At 27.3% G+C, this 18,628-nt stretch carries 19 protein-coding genes and 1 tRNA gene; 14 read left to right on the plus strand and 6 right to left on the minus strand.

The annotated features are described in order from the left end of the window. Nucleotides 1-16: 16 nt before the first annotated feature. Nucleotides 17-697, minus strand: a complete 681-nt coding sequence (deoC, locus tag IPP08_04765) for a deoxyribose-phosphate aldolase (protein QQS67482.1) — start codon at nucleotides 695-697, stop codon at nucleotides 17-19. A 127-nt stretch (nucleotides 698-824) separates the two neighbouring features. After that, nucleotides 825-2,990, minus strand: a complete 2,166-nt coding sequence (locus tag IPP08_04770) for a VWA domain-containing protein (GenBank protein QQS67483.1) — start codon at nucleotides 2,988-2,990, stop codon at nucleotides 825-827. 241 nt (nucleotides 2,991-3,231) lie between these two features. Between IPP08_04770 and IPP08_04775 the strand changes: the two genes are divergently transcribed. From IPP08_04775 to IPP08_04825, 11 genes are all read left to right on the plus strand, one after another. Next, entirely contained in the window at nucleotides 3,232-3,711 is a 480-nt protein-coding gene (locus tag IPP08_04775; GenBank protein QQS67484.1) for a hypothetical protein, read from the plus strand. Nucleotides 3,712-3,734: 23 nt separating this feature from the next. Beyond that, nucleotides 3,735-4,745, plus strand: a complete 1,011-nt coding sequence (locus IPP08_04780; GenBank protein ID QQS67485.1) for a hypothetical protein — start codon at nucleotides 3,735-3,737, stop codon at nucleotides 4,743-4,745. A 3-nt stretch (nucleotides 4,746-4,748) separates the two neighbouring features. Then, nucleotides 4,749-5,516 carry a hypothetical protein gene (locus IPP08_04785; protein ID QQS67486.1) on the plus strand — a complete coding sequence of 256 codons (768 nt, stop codon included), beginning with the start codon at nucleotides 4,749-4,751 and terminating at the stop codon, nucleotides 5,514-5,516. A 4-nt stretch (nucleotides 5,517-5,520) separates the two neighbouring features. Continuing rightward, entirely contained in the window at nucleotides 5,521-6,177 is a 657-nt protein-coding gene (locus IPP08_04790; GenBank protein QQS67487.1) for a hypothetical protein, read from the plus strand. Beyond that, entirely contained in the window at nucleotides 6,174-6,812 is a 639-nt protein-coding gene (locus tag IPP08_04795) for a hypothetical protein (protein QQS67488.1), read from the plus strand. The genes IPP08_04790 and IPP08_04795 overlap by 4 nt, the downstream gene beginning before the upstream one ends. Nucleotides 6,813-6,877: 65 nt before the next feature. Continuing rightward, nucleotides 6,878-7,261, plus strand: a complete 384-nt coding sequence (locus IPP08_04800; protein ID QQS67489.1) for a heavy-metal-associated domain-containing protein — start codon at nucleotides 6,878-6,880, stop codon at nucleotides 7,259-7,261. 20 nt (nucleotides 7,262-7,281) lie between these two features. Then, nucleotides 7,282-7,488, plus strand: a complete 207-nt coding sequence (locus tag IPP08_04805; protein ID QQS67490.1) for a heavy-metal-associated domain-containing protein — start codon at nucleotides 7,282-7,284, stop codon at nucleotides 7,486-7,488. Continuing rightward, a complete protein-coding gene (locus IPP08_04810) occupies nucleotides 7,485-7,982 on the plus strand; it encodes a hypothetical protein (protein ID QQS67491.1) in 498 nt (165 codons plus the stop codon). The genes IPP08_04805 and IPP08_04810 overlap by 4 nt, the downstream gene beginning before the upstream one ends. A gap of 87 nt (nucleotides 7,983-8,069) precedes the next feature. Further along, a complete protein-coding gene (locus tag IPP08_04815) occupies nucleotides 8,070-10,280 on the plus strand; it encodes a TonB-dependent receptor (GenBank protein QQS67492.1) in 2,211 nt (736 codons plus the stop codon). Nucleotides 10,281-10,346: 66 nt separating this feature from the next. Beyond that, complete coding sequence (locus tag IPP08_04820) at nucleotides 10,347-11,009, plus strand: O-methyltransferase (GenBank protein ID QQS67493.1); 663 nt, start codon at nucleotides 10,347-10,349, stop codon at nucleotides 11,007-11,009. A gap of 38 nt (nucleotides 11,010-11,047) precedes the next feature. Beyond that, entirely contained in the window at nucleotides 11,048-11,533 is a 486-nt protein-coding gene (locus IPP08_04825) for a DinB family protein (GenBank protein ID QQS67494.1), read from the plus strand. 3 nt (nucleotides 11,534-11,536) lie between these two features. Here the strand turns inward: IPP08_04825 and IPP08_04830 are convergent, their stop codons facing one another. The 4 genes from IPP08_04830 to IPP08_04845 form a co-directional block, all read right to left on the minus strand. Continuing rightward, nucleotides 11,537-12,736 (minus strand): L,D-transpeptidase, encoded by a 1,200-nt coding sequence (locus tag IPP08_04830; GenBank protein QQS67495.1) that lies wholly within the window; start codon nucleotides 12,734-12,736, stop codon nucleotides 11,537-11,539. 63 nt (nucleotides 12,737-12,799) lie between these two features. Further along, entirely contained in the window at nucleotides 12,800-13,477 is a 678-nt protein-coding gene (locus tag IPP08_04835; protein ID QQS67836.1) for an ATP-dependent Clp protease proteolytic subunit, read from the minus strand. A gap of 32 nt (nucleotides 13,478-13,509) precedes the next feature. Beyond that, nucleotides 13,510-14,871, minus strand: a complete 1,362-nt coding sequence (gene tig / locus IPP08_04840; protein ID QQS67496.1) for a trigger factor — start codon at nucleotides 14,869-14,871, stop codon at nucleotides 13,510-13,512. A 51-nt stretch (nucleotides 14,872-14,922) separates the two neighbouring features. Then, nucleotides 14,923-15,004 (minus strand) — tRNA-Leu (locus IPP08_04845). Nucleotides 15,005-15,104: 100 nt separating this feature from the next. On the opposite strand from IPP08_04845, the gene IPP08_04850 reads away from it, so the two are divergent. The 3 genes from IPP08_04850 to IPP08_04860 are packed head-to-tail and all read left to right on the plus strand — an operon-like array spanning nucleotide 15,105 to nucleotide 18,512. Then, on the plus strand, nucleotides 15,105-15,506 hold the full coding sequence (locus tag IPP08_04850; protein QQS67497.1) for a hypothetical protein: 402 nt from the start codon (nucleotides 15,105-15,107) through the stop codon (nucleotides 15,504-15,506). A gap of 27 nt (nucleotides 15,507-15,533) precedes the next feature. Beyond that, nucleotides 15,534-17,639, plus strand: coding sequence for a VCBS repeat-containing protein (locus tag IPP08_04855; GenBank protein QQS67498.1), 2,106 nt, complete (start codon nucleotides 15,534-15,536; stop codon nucleotides 17,637-17,639). A 3-nt stretch (nucleotides 17,640-17,642) separates the two neighbouring features. Then, entirely contained in the window at nucleotides 17,643-18,512 is an 870-nt protein-coding gene (locus IPP08_04860; protein ID QQS67499.1) for a decaprenyl-phosphate phosphoribosyltransferase, read from the plus strand. The last annotated feature ends 116 nt before the right edge of the window (nucleotides 18,513-18,628 follow it).

The following is an 18,628-nucleotide window of genomic DNA, read 5'->3' on the forward strand; positions in this document are numbered from 1 at the left end:
GTTCAATAAAAATTGTTTAACTACCATTTATATAATTTTGATTTTTGATAATTTCAATTGATTTACTAGTTCCAATTCTTGTTGCACCAGCTTCAATGAGCTTTTTAGCCATTTCATAAGTATAAATACCACCAGAAGCTTTAATTTTCATCTCAGGTTTTGAATATTTTTTAATCAATTCAATATCGTTAACAGTTGCACCACCTCCATTAAACCCAGTAGAGGTTTTTATAAAATCTGAACCAGACAAATTAACTAATTCGCAGGCAAGTTTTTTTTCATCATCACTTAAAAGAAAAGTTTCTATAATTACTTTCAAGATGCAATTTTTTGTATGAACTGTATTTGAAATTGCAGTTAAATCAGCTTGAACAGTTTTAATTTTTTTTGATTTTAATGCAGATAAATTCATTACCATATCTAATTCTAAAGCTCCATCAAGCATAGCTTTGTTAGCCTCAGCAATTTTAATTATTGTTTGATGTGCTCCATTTGGAAATCCTATAACACTACAAATTTTAACTTTACCTTCACCATATTTATTGTTGATATAATCATATGCAAATGGGATATAATATGGCATAATACATATTGTCGCAAATTTGTTTGTAAATGCTTCATCACATAATTTTTTTATTTCGATTTCAGTTGTATCAGGATTCAATTTAGTGTGATCAATAATACTTGAAACATCCATTGATTTGGTTTAGTAATTGTTAGTATGATAAAAAAAATATTTGAAATTGACTATAATATGAACAGATGATATGTTGAAAGTTAACTTATTCCTATCAAATTCATTTTATTAGTTGCTTTAAAAAAAATTAAACTAAACCACTATACTTTCTAATAACCCATTCAATTGAAAATGAGAATAAAGATAGTAAAAGCAACCAAACATTTTGCCACAATAACAAATTATGTACTATCTCCAATGATTTCGGTATGTGGTTCTTTGATTTTTTAATATCAGATAATACACTTTTATAATTATTAAAAGTATAAAATTTCCCACCAGTTTTTTTAGATAATAAATCTAATAATGAAGCATTCATTGTTGGTTTTGATAACTCTATAGAAACGTCTTCAATTGAAAATCTTCCTTTATCTTTACCTATTAAGTTGCCATTCGAGTAAGCTTCACCAGTAAATGTATATTCACCAATTGGTAAGTTTGAAATTGAATTCACATAATTTCCATCACTACTAAAAATTAAATTTAATAAATAATTTTTTTGATTCTCTCCTTTGATATTTACTTTAACAGTTGCATTAGTAATTGTTTTATATGATTGATCATACAATTGAGCAATTACATTTACACTTTCACCTACTTGAAAAATTTGCTTGCTAGTTACTACAGAGAAATATTTTTCAATATCTTTTGTTCCTACCCAATTAATTGAATTTGAGATAAAATCATCTAAAATATTTAATGGTTTTTCTCCTTTTGATTTTAGTAATGCATCTCCTAATAATTTCCATCTATATAAACCATAACCCAGAAAAATTAGAGATCTTGAATTACCAATTATTCTTGAAACAATTAGTGGTTCATTCAAAACAGTATTTGAAAATTTAACATTTGCTAAAACATCAGATTCTGGTTTAGCTTTACAAGTAGTTTCGGTTTTATAAATTGGGGGTAAATCTTTCCAATTGTTAAAATTTGAAACTTTTGTGGCAGGGCTTTGTAATCCTTTCTGTGTTATTTCGGTAAAAATACTCAATTCCTTATTGCTAATCTGTGATACAGTTATTGGTAGTAAATTCTCTAACAATTTCAATTTATTAAAATCTGTATTAGATTGAACAAAAACTATTAAAGGAAAACTTTTATTTGAAACAATACTATTTACAATTTTAATACTTTCAATTGATGAATAATCTGATGGGAATCCTAATAAAATTAATACTTCTGTTTCACTTAGTTTATTACTACTTAATTTCCCCTCAATGAAGCTACCATCTGGTTTTTGAACAAATGAATTAACAGAAAAATTATTATTATTTTCAAGTATATTTTTTATAAATGATAAATCTGGACTTGGTGAAGAGGCAATTATTGTAACTTTCCTTTTATTAGATTTAACAGTAACAAAAATAGATTTAAAATTATTCTTAAATGTAAACTCATTTTCTAATCCTGATATTGAAGTTGAAAATTTAATAATACCTTCATTTTTTGGGATAAAATTGAAAGTGAAATTGTCTTCTGAAACACCCTTATTTACAAGTATATTTTTTTCTGAAATTTTAGTTCCATTTGCAAATAATGTTAGTATAGATTTTTTATTTTCAACATTAGAAATAGTTTTATAAGTAACATCGATTGGAATATCTGAATTTACATAGGTTAATTTGTTTGTATAAATTTGTTCAATACTAGCATCATTTGGTTCGGTTGAATCACCTAATCCAATAGTATAAATTGGAATGCCTATTTTTTCAGCATCGTAAATAGGGTTTGTTCCTGCATTAAATTGTCCATCAGTAACAATCACTAAAGATGATATATTGTTTTTTAAAAGTGAATCAGAAATGAAATTTATTGGTAATGATAAATTTGTCTCATTCTTAGAACCTAAAAGCAATTTAGAATAATTAGCTAGATTAAAAGAGAAGATAGAATCGGAGAATTGATTAGCATTTACTTTCAGTTGATTAATATTTTCACTTAAGAATTTTGCAATTGATTTACTTTCATCAATCCTTTTTTCCTTAGACAATCCCTTTAACTGCATACTTAAAGAATTATCAAATGAAGCAACAACTAAAGGCTCAGATACTTTAATATCTTTTGTTCTAAGAACTGGTTCAAATAAAGTAAATAATAGAAGACATAACCCAATAGTCCTTAACAAAATTAATATCCATTTTCTAAAATTTCCAATTTTTGGAGTTGTAGTTCTATATGAATGAATTGTAAAAATTATAATTGAAATAAATATTGTAATAACTAAATAATAGTTCGTTGAAAATAGAATCATGGGTTGAATTAATTTTAATCGATAAGATTAACACTCAGAAAAACATTAAAAATATGTATTTAAATTTAACTTTTAAAATGAAAAGTAAAATCATCAAATTACTTAAATATTAATCAACATTTCATAGAAAATATTTATCTATTAAATTGTAAATTTGTTTGTATTTTACAAAAGCATATTACTAATTAAATTCTTTTAAATGAAATATTTTTATATAACTTTAGTTTTATTCTTGTTAATTATGGATAAATCAAATGCTCAGCAAATTACTGCGCTAGATTGGACTAAAACAGATTGCATAGGTAAATCTCATCATTTATTTGATTTACTTAATAAAGGATATTTAGTAATTACAGAATATGTTATGTTAGATTGTCAGCCTTGTATTACAGCCGCAAATTCTATAGAAAAAATGAAAATTTCATTGGATAAACAATATCGAAATAAAATACTATATTATACAGTGGGTTATAATGATAAATATTCTTGTACAGAATTGTTAAAATGGAAAAGTGAAAATAATGTTAGTAGCACAGTTTTAACAAATGGATTTAATGAAGTAAGTTATTATGGAGGTATGGGAATGCCAACATTTGTTATTTTAAAAGGTAAAGATCATAGAGTTATTTATACTAAAAAAGGAGTTTTAAATATTAAGACTATTGAAAAAATAATTCATAATTCTATGAATTCTAAAACTAAAGAAATTATTAAAAAATAAACTTTATTTTAAAAATTATAATTATGAAGTATTTTTTATTGTTACTGATTAGTTTTTATTTTATGGCTTGTAAAAACAATGAAGTTAACCCACCAACCGAAGAAATTGAAGTAGTTCCAACTCCAATTGGATTTCCTAAAATGCCAGTTCCATTAGATAATAAATTGACTGAAGATAGAATTTTATTAGGTAAAAAATTGTTCTTTGACAAACAACTTTCAAGTAATCAAGAAATATCTTGTTCAAGTTGTCATTTACAAAACAATGCATTTAGTGATTCATCTCAATTTAGTTTAGGTATTAACAAATTAGTTGGTGAAAGAAATGCGCCTCCTTTATTTAATCTTGCTTGGAATACATCTTTTTTTTGGGATGGAGGAGTGCCAACATTAGAGCAACAAGTTATTGGACCTATTACAAATCCAATTGAAATGAATATGACTTTAGGTGAAGTTATACAAAGAATTACTAAGGATACAAATTATTTGAATATGTTTAAAAAAGCTTATGATACATTGCCCAGCGCTGGCTATTTAACAAAAAGTATTGCTTCTTTTATGAGGTCAATGGTAAGTTCTGAAAGTAAATACGATAAATACATTAATGGTGATACAAACTTATTTAATGATCAAGAGAAAAAAGGGTTACACTTATTTTTCGGTGAAAGTGTTCAATGTCACCATTGTCATATTGGATATAATTTTACAACAAATAAATTTGCAAATAACGGGTCTAAAGAAATTTATAAAGATTTAGGAAGAAAAAAAATCACTAAATTAGATATTGATTTAGGAAAATTTAAAATCCCATCATTAAGGAACATTGCGGTAACATCTCCATATATGCATGATGGTTCATACAAAACTTTAGAAGAGGTAATAGAGAATTACAATAAAGGGGGGAGTGGGCACCCGAATCAAGATCCTACAATTTATAAATTAAATTTATCTAATGAAGATAAAAATAATTTGATTGCATTTTTAAAAACTTTAACAGATCAAAATTTCATTTCAAATCCGAAATACAAACAATAAAACATGGATAAGTATATATATTTTTCATTAGCAATTTTTTCAATTCTTGTTGTTTCATGTAATAAAGAAACTATATCAGAACCATTAGTTTCAACAAATTTGACTTTTAATTTCAATGCCTTTATTGGAAGTTCTCCTTTAGTTTATAATGTTGAAGGGATGTCAGTTAATAATGTTCCATATAAAGTTTCTAAATTTAGATTTTATTTGAGCAAGCCTAGGTTGTTAAATGAGAATGGTGATACACTTATGCTTACATTTTTAGATTCTGGTAGTGTTGCTTTAAAGAATAATGTTCACTTAGTTGATTTTGAATTACCATATTCACAGCAAATTCGATTTAAAGTATTACCAATAAAATATAAAGGAATAATATTTAATATAGGAGTACCAAATGAGTTAAATCATGTAAATGCTTCAGTTATGGATTTCCCTTTAAATACAGATGCAGATATGTATTGGGCTTGGAATCCTGGTTATATTTTTATGAAACTTGAAGGTAAATCTGTTGTAAATGGGAAGTATTCTCCATTTTTATATCATGCTGGAAATGATGATGACTATTTATCATTTCCAATTAATGAAGCTTTTACTGTTGGAAGTAATGGTTCAACATTTAAAATTAATGTTGATATCAATAAGTTCTTTTATAATAAAACTTATAATAATTATCCTGACTTAGGAGATACTCTTTATCGATTTGCAAATGGAGGTTATCCAACAAACTATATGATGAGGCATGGTGTTTTAAACAATTTATTATCATTTTAATTTAATGTTAAAAAAAACTAAAATATGTTTTGTGTTATTTTTATTATTTTTTATAATTGGATATGCAAACAATCAAAGTACTGGAGCTCCAGAATCGAGTACTGGTGCTCCATCTGAAAGAACTTGTGCGTCTTCAAATTGCCATGATGATAATATATTAAATTTTAAAAATGGTAAAATAGATCTTGTTTTTGAGTCAAATAATACATCAGAAAGTAAAATTGTTAATGGTGTAATTTTATCTGATAATGTTTACAATTTAAACATTTCAATTAATCAAAAAAAAATTGAAAGATTTGGTTTCCAATTAGTAGCATTAAACGATTCAGGAGAATCAGTAGGAAATTTTATTTTAATGGATTCAAATAGAACTCAATTACAAAAAGGTTTAGATAAGTTTATCAATAGGGAATATGTTACCTACACTTATTTAGGTACAATAGCAGATTCTGTTGGTTATAAATCCTGGGATTTAAAGTGGCATTCTCCAAAGTCAATAAAAGGATCAATAAAATTTTATCTTGCATGCTTATCTGGCAATAAGGATTTAACAGATAAAGGTGATTATGTGTATACTATGACTAGAAACTTCACTATGGTTGATGTAATTTGCGAAATAAATGAGAATGATAATAAAAATTTATTATTAAATTTAAAATGAAATCTAATTTTAAATATGTTTGTGTAATAGCAATATTTGTATTATCAATTATAGTTAAACTCTTAGCAAAAAGTGCAGGTGCACCAGCACATTCAACTGGAGCTCCTGGAGAATTAACTTGTTCAAATTCCACTTGTCATGCTGGTAAAACAGCAGTATTAAATATAGGAAGTGGTGTAACCTCAATATCATTTGAAGATTCATTAAATAAATTTGTCGCTGGTAAAAAATATATAGTTAATGTTTCCATTAGCCAGGATAGTCTTACAAAATATGGATTTCAAGCTACAGCTTTAAATGATTTTGAAGAAGGATATGGTGAAATATCTCTTAAAGATTCAAAAAAAACTTTAATTCATCCGCCTGAAAAAACTGAATTTTTAGATAGAATGTATGTAGATCAAAGCACTAATGGAAATACATTTACGTCTAGGAAAGCCAATTGGCAATTTTATTGGATAGCACCCGATGAGATTAAAGGACCAGTTACTTTTTATGTTGCATATGTTGCAGGAAATGGTGATAAAGCTAATACTGGAGATTATGTTTATACAAATAAACTAACAGTAAAACCTGTAAATCTTAAAGTTGAAGAAAAATATTCTTATGATACCAAGAAAATGGAATTGAAGTAATCATAGTTTTATTGTGCCGATTATTATAGCATTAATCTGAATCCAAAATTAAAAACCTTTTTAACATGAAATACTTTAAGTTAATAATCTTTGTTAGTACAATAATTATTTTTGTAAATGCTTTTAACAAAAGTGTAAGTAATAATCTTTTAAATAATTTTGACAAAGTTGAAATTATTAAAACTGATACAATTAAAGTTCCAGATATGCAATGTGAAGAGTGTGAAGAAAGGTTAAAAAGTAAATTGTTAAAATTAAAAGGAGTTTCCAAAGTAGAAGCGAATGCAATAGATAAAATAGTTGTTGTTGATTTTGATAGTGAAATAGTAAAGTTGATTGATATTAAAAGATTGATAGCAAAAATTGGATATAATGCAGAGGAAGTTAAAACTACAACATCAAGAAGAAAAAATTTGCCTCAATGTTGTCAGCCTGGAGGTCACAAATAAATAAAAAAATAATAATATAAATGACTACTACTAAGTTAGATATTTCAGGGATGAGTTGTGATGGATGCGTAAGAAGTTTAAATATTGCTTTAAATAAATTCGGAGTTAAAGTTAATGAAATTAAAATAGGTTTTGTAGATATCAAATATGATGAGAATACCATAACCAAAGATTCTGTAATTAATGTTATTGAAGAAGCTGGATTTAAAGTTGAAAATGAAAAATGAGTATTATTAAAAAGTATGTAATTATTTTTATTTTATTACAATTTACTTTTACAAATACTTTTGCTTCAATGAAAGTAAAAGTATGCCAGAAAAGTTTATGTTCAACAGAAAAAAATTGTAAATCAGAGTTAGAATCTTTTAATGAGAAATATGATTGTTGTAATTTAAATATAGAAAAATTTAATTATCTAATTGATAATTCATCAATATCAAATAACGATAATATACTTCCAGGTTGTTGTATTAACAATAATTCTTTTAATCAACAAAAAGAAAATTGCTGTAAAATTAATAATCTAACCTTGAAATTTACTTTCATTAGTAACGCAAATATAGTTTTTAATCACTCACCTAAATTAGTTGTAAACATAGATTACAGATTTAAATTTCCTAATATAATTTTAGAAGATAAAGTTAAATCTATTAGTTTTAATTCAAAACCTCATTTAAAAACTTCAAAAATTAATCAAGAAATAATTTCATTTCAAGTTTGATATAGTTAATTGATTTAATTAATAAAATTTTCTATTAGATATCATCTGATAGAATTTATATCAACTCAATTATCTATTCAATAAAAAATGAAAATATATTTTTTTTTAATAATATTTTTTACAGTTACATTTAAATTAAATTCACAAATAGTAAAAGGGACAGTCTTTCAAATTGATAAAGATGGTTTAAATTCACCACTACCAGGAGCAACCATTAAATTATTAAACACTAAAATTGGTTCAATTTCAAATTCAAATGGTCAATTTCAAATTGATTTAAAATTTGCAGATACTAATAAATTGTTAGTTGTAAGTTTTATTGGATTTGAATCTGATACAACTTTGTTAGATGGAATGTTAAATGATTACGAAATCACTCTTGAACCTTTAATAACTAATTCAAAGGAGGTACAGATAACTGCTGAAAAATCAGCACAATCTGTTGGCTTAAAAACACTAAAGCAAGAATTTATAACTGGTAAGCTTTTCCGAAGAAGTGCTTGCTGTGCTTTATCTGAAGCATTTGAAAAGAATGCTAGTGCAGAAGTGTCTTATAGTGATGCATTAACAGGAGTAAAGCAAATAAAATTACTAGGACTTAAAGGTGAATATTCATATTTGTTAACTGAAACAATTCCAATATTTTCAGGATTAACTTCAAAATATGCCCTTGAATATACACCTCCAACTTGGCTAGAAGGTATCTCGATTACAAAAGGAGCTTCATCAGTTTCAAGTGGTTATGAAGGTATTACAGGTCAGATTAATTTAGAATACAAAAAACCTTTTGATATGTCCCCTTTTGAAGGGAATGTTTATGTTAACTCAAGTAATAGAATTGATCTAAATTTAAGTTCTGCAATTAAGGTGAATGAAAAATTATCTACAGGCATTTTTGTATCTGGAAGAAATTCGAATTTAAAAGAAGACCATAATAACGATGGTTTTATTGATGTTCCACTAAACAAACAAATTAATATTGCAAACCGATGGATTTATGTTACTGATGGATTTGAAGCACAATTGTTTGCTAGGGGGCTAAATGATGAATATAACTCAGGTCAAGTTAATTTTATTGATAAAATTAGCACCCCCTTAAATTATGGATCTTCTACAAAAATCAGTAGATATGAATTTTTTACAAAAATGGCGAAACTCGAAACTGAAACTGATCATTTAAGTTTAGCTTTAATTCTTAGTGGTTCAACTGATAGTATCTCATCATTTTCTGGTTTAAAATCTTTTGATACAAAAGAGGATAAATTCAATGCAAAATTTATACTGAAAAGTGAAATTGGTATTCATGAAGAAGATTATTATACTTTTGGAATGAGTTATTTATACAGAAATCAAATTGGGAATTATAATGAAAAAGTTAATAAATTTAAAATAGATGAAAAGGAGTCTGTAGTTGGTCTTTTTGCTGAATTGAATTATAAACCCTTTGATCAAATTAGTTTCATAGCGGGTATTAGAGCAGATCAACATAATAATTATGGAACATTACTAACTCCAAGATTCCACTTAAAATATGATTTATCAGATCTTTTTAAAGTTAGATTTAGTTTAGGTTACGGCTACCATGCTGCTTCTGTAATTGGTGAAAATCCAAATGTACTTTCATCTGCCCGATTGTTAAAAATTAATAATTTAGAAATCGAATCTGCAGTAAATATTGGCTCAAGCATTAACACAACATTAGAATTGTTTGAAATTCCTTTTATCTTTGATTTAGATTTTTATAGTACAAATTTTGTAAATCAAGTTATTGCTGATTATGATTCGAGTATCGATTCTATAATATTTAAAAATGTTAAAAATGAATCTTATACTAATAATTATCAAGCACAAGTCTCATTTAATTTAATTCCTGAATTAGAGCTAGCATTTGCTTATAGATACAATGATATTAAATCAATATTTGGCAATGAAAAACTTATTCAACCACTGCAATCACCTGGTAGAATCTTGGTTACAGGATCTTATTTATCACATAAAAAAGATTTCCAATTTGATGGTACATTAATTTGGAATTCTTCTGGAAGATTACCTAATTTTATTTATTCTCACGAAACTAATGAGAATACTTTTAAAAATTTCTTTAGATTTAATTTACAAGTTACTAAAAAATTTGGTGAATTGGAATTTTATATAGGAGGGGAAAATTTAAGTAATTTCACACAACATCAACCTATAATTGAATCATCAAATCCGTTCTCAGATAATTTTGATGCTAGTATGATATGGGGACCATTAGAAGGAAGAATGTTCTATTTTGGTTCTAGATTCAAATTATAAAATTAACAAATTAATTTGATGCATTAAGTTATTTTTGGACAATAATTAAAATTAATAATCAAATAAATGGCTTTAGGAATAAAGAACACTGAGGTTACAAATGAAATTTATCAATATTTAGTTGATAATTTTTCGGGTGAAGATGAGTTGTTAATGAATTTGAGAAATGAAGCAAAGGAAGTTGGAATACCAGAAATTTGTATATCACCAGAACAATGTAAATTCTTACAGGTCTTTATTAAATCAATCAAAGCTAAAAGAATTATTGAAGTAGGTACTTTAGGAGGTTATAGTGCAATTGTTATGGCTAGAGCTTTACCATTAGATGGAAAGCTAATAACAATAGAAGTAGATCCATTTCGTGGTGAGTTTGCGAGAAGTCAAATTGCTAAAGCTGGATTGAGTGGAAAAATAGAAGTGCTTATAGGTTCAGGTGTTGATGTACTTGAGAAAACAATTAATAGTTCAGATAAATTTGATTTTGCTTTTATTGATGCAGATAAAATTTCTTATGTAAGATATTTAGATTTGATACTCCCCCTCATGAATAAAGGTGGGGTGATAACAGGTGATAATGCACTTGCATGGGGGTTAGTTCATGATGAAAATACTGACAATAAAGATGTTAAAGCTATTCAATCATTCAATAATGCAATGAAATGTAATCCATTAATAGAAAGCTGTATTGTTCCAGTTGGTGATGGTATGTGTATGGGAATTGTATTGTAATTTTTTTAGAATTTGAAATCAACTTTGAGATTTATTTTATGGGTTTAAAAGTTTATAGAACTGGTCCTATGGGGGCTTTACTTGACGAATATGAAAAAGCAATTGATGAGTTGAAATTAGTATTAATTAGTTTAGACAATTCTAAATTCAAATTGATTGTTGACAATGAAACTAATGATCCAGATTGTGAATCAATTCAATCTATAATGATTCATGTTATAAGATCAGGTTATGGTTATGCAAATTATATTCGATCTCAATTTGGAGTTAAAGTTGTAGAAGATAAAAATAATTATCTTTGTGGATCGGGTATTACTTCTTGCAATGAGTTAGATAAAATGTTTTTATATAACGATGAAACTCTTCAAAGTATTTGGAATATTAGTAATGAAGAGTTAATTAAAAATGTCATAAAAACTAGATGGGGTCAGTTGTTTGATGTTGATCAATTATTGGAACATGCAATAGTGCATATATTAAGACACAGAAGGCAGATTAATAAATTTAAATCATTATTAAATTAATTTTTATTCTGAAATAATAGGAGCAATTTCTTCTGATTTTTTTAATTTTTCTAAATTCCTTTTAGCAATAATTCTAGCATTTAGTTTTGCTTTTGCTTTTCTTCTTGAGTTATAATTTATTGATGTTGATAATCTCCAATTAGAATCCAAAATTCCTCTAGCTCTTAAAGAATCTTCTGCAAATTTATATCTATCATTTTTAGACTTTCCTCCTCTTAATTCAGGTGGTATTTGGGAAAGAGGTATTAAAGCCTCTTCAACATCCATTGGTTTTTTTGGTAATTGAATAACAATATCTTTGTTCGATTTCAACTCTCGCCAAGGTCCACCAGATTTCCTATCATAATCAAACATATCTAAAATAATAACTGGGGTTCCAGTTAATGGAATCATTTTATTGTTTGTATCTTTAATAGCACCTTCTCCCCAATCAAAGAGCCATTTGGCATCAGCCATAGACTGCCTTACGCAAGAATGAGATGCAGGTCTTCCTGGTCTTATAAACTGATGAAAAGCATTTCCTGCATACATATGAAAATTCCAATTATAGGGGAGTTTCCAATTTGTGTCTAATGAAGATCGCCTTAACCTTTCTTTCCAATTAAGTGCGTATCTACCTGGGAATGTTGGTTTGCTTTTTGTTCCAGTATTAACACCTGCAAACCTAACAAGTTTTCCAAATTCATATGCTGCATAACACTGAAAAGCATTAGAAATTATTATTAGTTTTTTTATATCTGATGCTTCATGATAAAATTGAGGAAGAGCAGAATAAAATTTAGGATCCAGTATAAGCGTATCAGGTATAACTACACTATCACCTGGTTTTATAAAGCCCCAATCTTTTCTATTTAAAGTTGTAAGGATTTGCCTAGAAGAATCATTAACACCAAAAATTTTTTTTATTGAATCTAATTGAATTTTTGTTGGTGCAAAGCAAGTATAATTTATTTTAGGAATACTAGAATTGTTGGATAATAAAACCTTTTGTCTTTTAGCTTTTTCTATTGAAGCTAATTTAACTTTATTGATTGAATCTTTTGATTTCAATACAGATTCTAATTCTGGGGGAAGTTTAGTTTCACTATGGAATAAGCTATCTAGAGAAAATTTATCAAACGAAAAATTATCAAATGATATATCATCACAAGAAATTAAAACTAGAGATGTAAGAATTAATATTATTGAATATTTTATTTTCATATATAAAATAAAGTCAAGTATAATTTTAAATAATTACACTTGACTGATTTAGTAAAAAATAGTTTATTCACTCTTTTCCTTTGGTTCTGAAATAGGAGTATTTTCAATCAATATTTTCTGAGAAGCTGTTGTTGAAGGAATTGCAGGAATAAGTACTCCAGCCTCTTTTCTGCTAGCTAATACTGTGTCAATTAATCCATATTCTAAAGCATCTTGAGGCGACATCCAATTATCTCGTTCGGCATCTTTTAAAATTTGATCTATTGACTTTTCGGTATGAGCAGAAATTATTCTATATAATTGTTCTCTCATTCTTAACATCTCTTTTAAGTAAATTTCAATTTCAGTTGTTTGCCCTTGAGTTCCTCCTGAAGGCTGATGCATCATAATTCTACTATTTGGTAAAGCCATTCTTTTGCCTTTTGCACCTGCACATAACAATACTTGAGCCATTGAGGCTGCCATTCCAATACAAATAGTTGATACTTCTGCTCTAATAAATTGCATAGTATCATATATTGCTAGTCCAGCAGATACTGATCCTCCTGGAGAATTAATATACATTACAATATCTTTAGTCGGGTCTTCACTTTCTAAAAATAAAAGTTCAGCAATAACAATGCTTGCTACCTCATCTGTTATTGGGGAATCTAACATTATAATGCGGTCCTTCAATAATCTACTAAATGGATCCCAAACTTCTTCTCCTCTGGAAGTTCTTTCAACAATACGTGGAATAATCATTTTTAATTAGAAAAATTTTTGAAAATAAATTAATGAACGTGATTTTCTTCATCATGATTATGATCATGTTCTGAATGTCCATGTTCAGAATGATTATGATCACTATGTATTAAATCATTTTGTTTATTAGTGATTGTTGTATCCTGAACTTCTTCAATGACGGCATTATCTTCTAAGAATTGTAAAGTCTTAATTGTTAATATTTGATTCTTAACTTGTTCGTTTTCTTTAAAGAAATTTGTTAATGTTGCAGTATCAGTTCCATATTGTTGTGCTTGCATTTCTGCATAATCTTCAATGTCAATATCTTCAACAATAATATTTTCAAGTTCAATAATTTTATCTCTAATAATAGCCCATCTTCCTGTTTCACGAGCTCTTTCTTCATTTTCTACAACAAATTTATCAATATCAAATCCTTTTGGAAGTTCTCCTTTTTTATCTTTTTTACTATTAACTAAATCCATCATAATCTGTTGTGTTACTGAATCAGGAACTTCAAATGTGTCTTTATGGGATTCGACTAATTTTGCAACCAATTCGTTATGAAACAATTCTTCGTAATACTTAGCAGTATCAAAATCAATTTTTCTTTTAGCCTCAGATTTGAATCCTTCTAATGTTAATTTATCATCTCCTGATAATTTCTGTAATAGCTCATCATTTACTTCTGGTAAAACTACTTTTTTAATTTCTCCAACTTCTAATTTGAAATTAATTACTTTGTTTTCTGTTTTATCATCAACTTCGTATGTAAAATTATCACCTGTATTTTTTCCTATTAAAGAATCTACTAATTTTTTATCTGCTTTTGGATTCTTTAAATATAGATTTGAAGGGAATGGAACGGCATCTTCAGCAGTATTACCTGATTCATCAATTCTAGTCATTGTAATCTTAACAAAGTGATTTTCATTTTCAATTACAGATGTATCTTCAAAAGTTGCTTGAGACTCTTGCATTCTTGAAACTTCATTCTCAACATCTTCATCTGTTACTTCATGAAAATATCTCTTTGCAGAAATACCTTTATATTCATTTATACTAAAACTTGGATAAACTTCGAATGAGATAGTGCATTCAATTCCACCATCCAACTTTTTGTCAAGTTTAACTATTCCAGGATATCCAATTGGTGAAACACCACCAGATTCAACCCAAGATGCAAACTGTTGGTTGATACATTTTTCATATGCTTCTTGATCAATATCTTTTCCCATCAATTTACGAATTACATCTTGAGGTACTCTACCCTGACGGTAACCCTTAAGATTTACTTTTGATTGAGCTTGATGATATGCTTGAGCAATATGTGGGGCTGTTTCTTCACTTGAAATTATCATATCAAGTTCGCGTTTAACACCGCTAACTTCACGTAATGTTGACTGCATTGATTGTATTAAATAAGGAATGTATATGGTAAGTTGAATTTAAAAACTAAGTGCGGGTGGAGGGACTTGAACCCCCATGCCTCACGGCACCAGATCCTAAGTCTGGCGCGTCTGCCAATTTCGCCACACCCGCAGTAAGTTTATCTAATAAATGATTGCAAATATAAGAGTATCATTTAGTTAGACAAAGAAACTTTTTAGATATTATATTTGTATTTATTCTAAAACAAATAATGTACAAATTAAATAGTTTTCTAATATTATTATTTATTACTTTTCCTTTCAATTCTTGTGATAATCAACCTGTTAACCCAAATCCGAACGATAGATGGTTACCTATGATTTATAATATTCAATCAATTATAATTAATGATAAAAATGTTTCTATTGATATTAATTGCTCATTACCAAATACATGTTTTCAATTTGTACAAAATGAAATATATAAATTAGGTGAAGATGTTTTTATAAGTTCTTATTTTAGAAAAACAGATAATTCAGAAATAAACTGCCCTGAAGTTGTTTCAAATTTTATAGTAAACACAAATATAAGATTCTCTGAACCTGGAAAGTACAAATTTCATTTTATAAAAAATGATTCATATAGTTTAGATACTTTGATAACTTTACAATAATAATCTAAATTTTTTTAAATATTCTTTATGAAAACTAGTTTTTACTTTTTACTCTCATTTTTTCTATTTGTTAATTACGCTTATTCTCAAGATACTACTTGGTTTAAAGATGTGACAGCAGCATCAAAATTAAATAGTGTTAAATCTGGTCAAATTAGTTCAGTTGATTTGAATGGAGATGATTACCCTGACTTAATTCTAACGAACCTTGCTTATGATAGAACAATGAAAACTAGAATTTATTATAACTTTGATAACCCTGATTCTTCAAACCCAAAAGCTAGAATATTTGTTGATGTAACCGATAGTATTAGTGTTTATGTAAACAGAGATCCTGCTGTAAAGGGTAGAGTTGCTGATGTTTGGGCTACTGCTGATTTTAACAATGATGGGTATAATGATATTATAACAGGTATATTTTTTTATGATGTAAAAACTTTTAAAGACGTTGGGGATAGAGCTGAAATACTTTTAAATGATGGTACGGGTAGATACAATCTTGTTCAAAATAGTGGGTTAAATGATTTAAATACTTTTGTTGGTGGGCTTTATGATGGTTATAATAAATACCCTTGTACTGGATATTGCTTTTTAGATTATGATCTTGATGGTAATATCGATATTTATGTTACTGTATTTTCAGTTGATCATGGTGCAAATTTGTGGGTACCAGGTTTTTTATTAAAGGGTAACGGAGATGGTACATTCAAAGATGTTTCAGAAAGTGCTGGGCTTTATAATGTTCAAGAGCCATGTTATGGTGCAAGTATTACTGATTGGAATAATGATGGATTTCAGGATATTGTTACTTCACCTTATTGTAGAACTGATGGTACACTTTGGAAAAATAATGGAAATGGAACATTTGATAACTTTACTGAAGGATCAGGTTATACTGCAACTAATGGAATGCATGGTAATATAGATGGTGGTGGGTCTGCTCCAAATTATTTGTGGTTCCCAAGAGAAGTTTGTCAATGGGAAGCGTTACCTTGTGATTTTGATAATGATGGTGATATGGATATAGCTCAAATGCTTGTACACGGTGGTTTGGATCCTCAAGAAGCTCATTCACCTTTAACTCTTAATTCTGGAATTGATAGTTCTTATAAACTACATTGGGACTTAAATAAATTTGATAGACCGTTAATAACTGGAACTATTATTAAAAAAGATACTTTAAAAAAAGATACTTCTTGGAGCAATCAATATGGAAATTTTAGTTTAAAAAAAGGATCTATAATTTTTCTTTCAAATTATGGACATCTTGGAGACCAAGCTGGATCTTGGTTTGATATGGACGGAGATATGCTTCAAGACTTTGTGTTAAGCACTACTGGTTATGATGCCACGAACGATAGATGTTACATTGAACATCAGAACAAAGATCATTCATTCACAGAGATTGCAAATAAATTAAAACTTAGAACTATATTAAAAGAAACTCATTCAAACAGACCTTTAGATTTTGATTTAGATGGGGATGATGATTGGTTAATTGAATATGCTCCAAGAACTGCAAATGCTAATTCAGGTAGAGTTTGGTTGTTTGAAAATAGAATAGCTGAATTAAATAATCATACATCAATCAAATTAATTGCCCCAAAAGGTTGTAATAAAAATTGTATTGGTGCAAGAATTTATGTTACTTCAGGAGGTACAACTCAAATGAGGGATATTCAATCTGGTGTTGGAAGATGGGGGATGACAAGTCCTTTTATTCTAAATTTTGGATTAGAAAAAAATACAATTATTGATTCTATTGTTGTTAGATGGCCAAAGAAAGGGTTACCTAAAACAACAATTAAAAATCCTGCAATTAATAAAATGTTATTGATTACTGAATCTGGACTTTCAAATGTTGATAATAAAATTGATAAAACTAGGAATTTATCTTTCTTCCCAAATCCAGCTGTTAACTCTATTACAGCAGAATTGCCTTTTTCTTTTTTAAATAATTCGTCTCTTCTAGTATTCAATTCATTTGGCAAAAAAGTATGTGAATTAGAAGTTAAAAATTCTAATCAAAGAATTAGATTGCCAATTGAGAACTTTATATCAGGAAAATATTTTGTTAAAATTAGTGATTCAGAAGGGAAGTCTTTGGAATCTTCATTCATAATTGAAAAATAATAAATGATGCTTAATCAATTATTTAAACTGATTCGACCTACTCATTGGATAAAAAATGCATTTGTATTTGCAGCTTTAGTTTATAGTAAAGAGCTTTCTCAAAGTAATTTGATTTTTCAATCAGTTCTTACTTTTATTACATTTTGTTTTGTAAGTTCTAGCATTTATATCTTAAATGACATACGAGATAAAGATTCAGATTCATTACATCCAGTAAAAAAAACTCGACCAATTGCATCTGGTAGAATTAGTATTAAAAATGCATTGTTTCTGTTAAGTATTCTATTAACTATTGCTACATTAATTTTATATTTTATTCCCTTTAATGCTGTTGTCTTCATATTAATTTATGCAGGTATTAATACAGCCTATTCATTTGGATTAAAAAATGTTGTATTATTAGATATATTTATTATTGCTGGTGGATTTATGCTTAGAATGCTTGCAGGGGCAGCTGCTATTAGTGTAGAGGTTTCTTCATGGTTAATTATATGTACATTGTTTATATCTCTTTTTTTAGCAATTATGAAAAGAAGAGGAGAATTAAGAAAATCTTATAAAGGAAATGAAACAAGAAAAGTACTAAAAGATTATTCTGAAGAATTGATTAGAATTGTATTATCAACTTCTGTTGCTGGATCAATAATGAGTTACACCTTATATACAGTAAGCGAACATACAATTGAGTATTTCCATAGCAATAAAATGATTTTAACTGTTCCAATTGTAATGTATGGTATTTTTAGGTATATATACATTGATGAAAAACTTCAAAATTCAGAAGATACAGTCAATGCAATTTTACAAGATAAAGGATTATTAATATGTGGATTGGTTTGGATAATTAGTACATTAGTAATCATTTATGGGTAGTTATTTTTAATCAATAAATTATCAAAAAGAAAATATAATCTCAGTTAATTTCATTATTTATTTTTTAAAAATTAACATTTTTAATTAACAAATTTATTTTTAAATATATTTTTATA

This window comes from Chlorobiota bacterium, from assembly GCA_016700335.1.
Classification (GTDB): Bacteria; Bacteroidota; Ignavibacteria; order OLB7; family OLB7.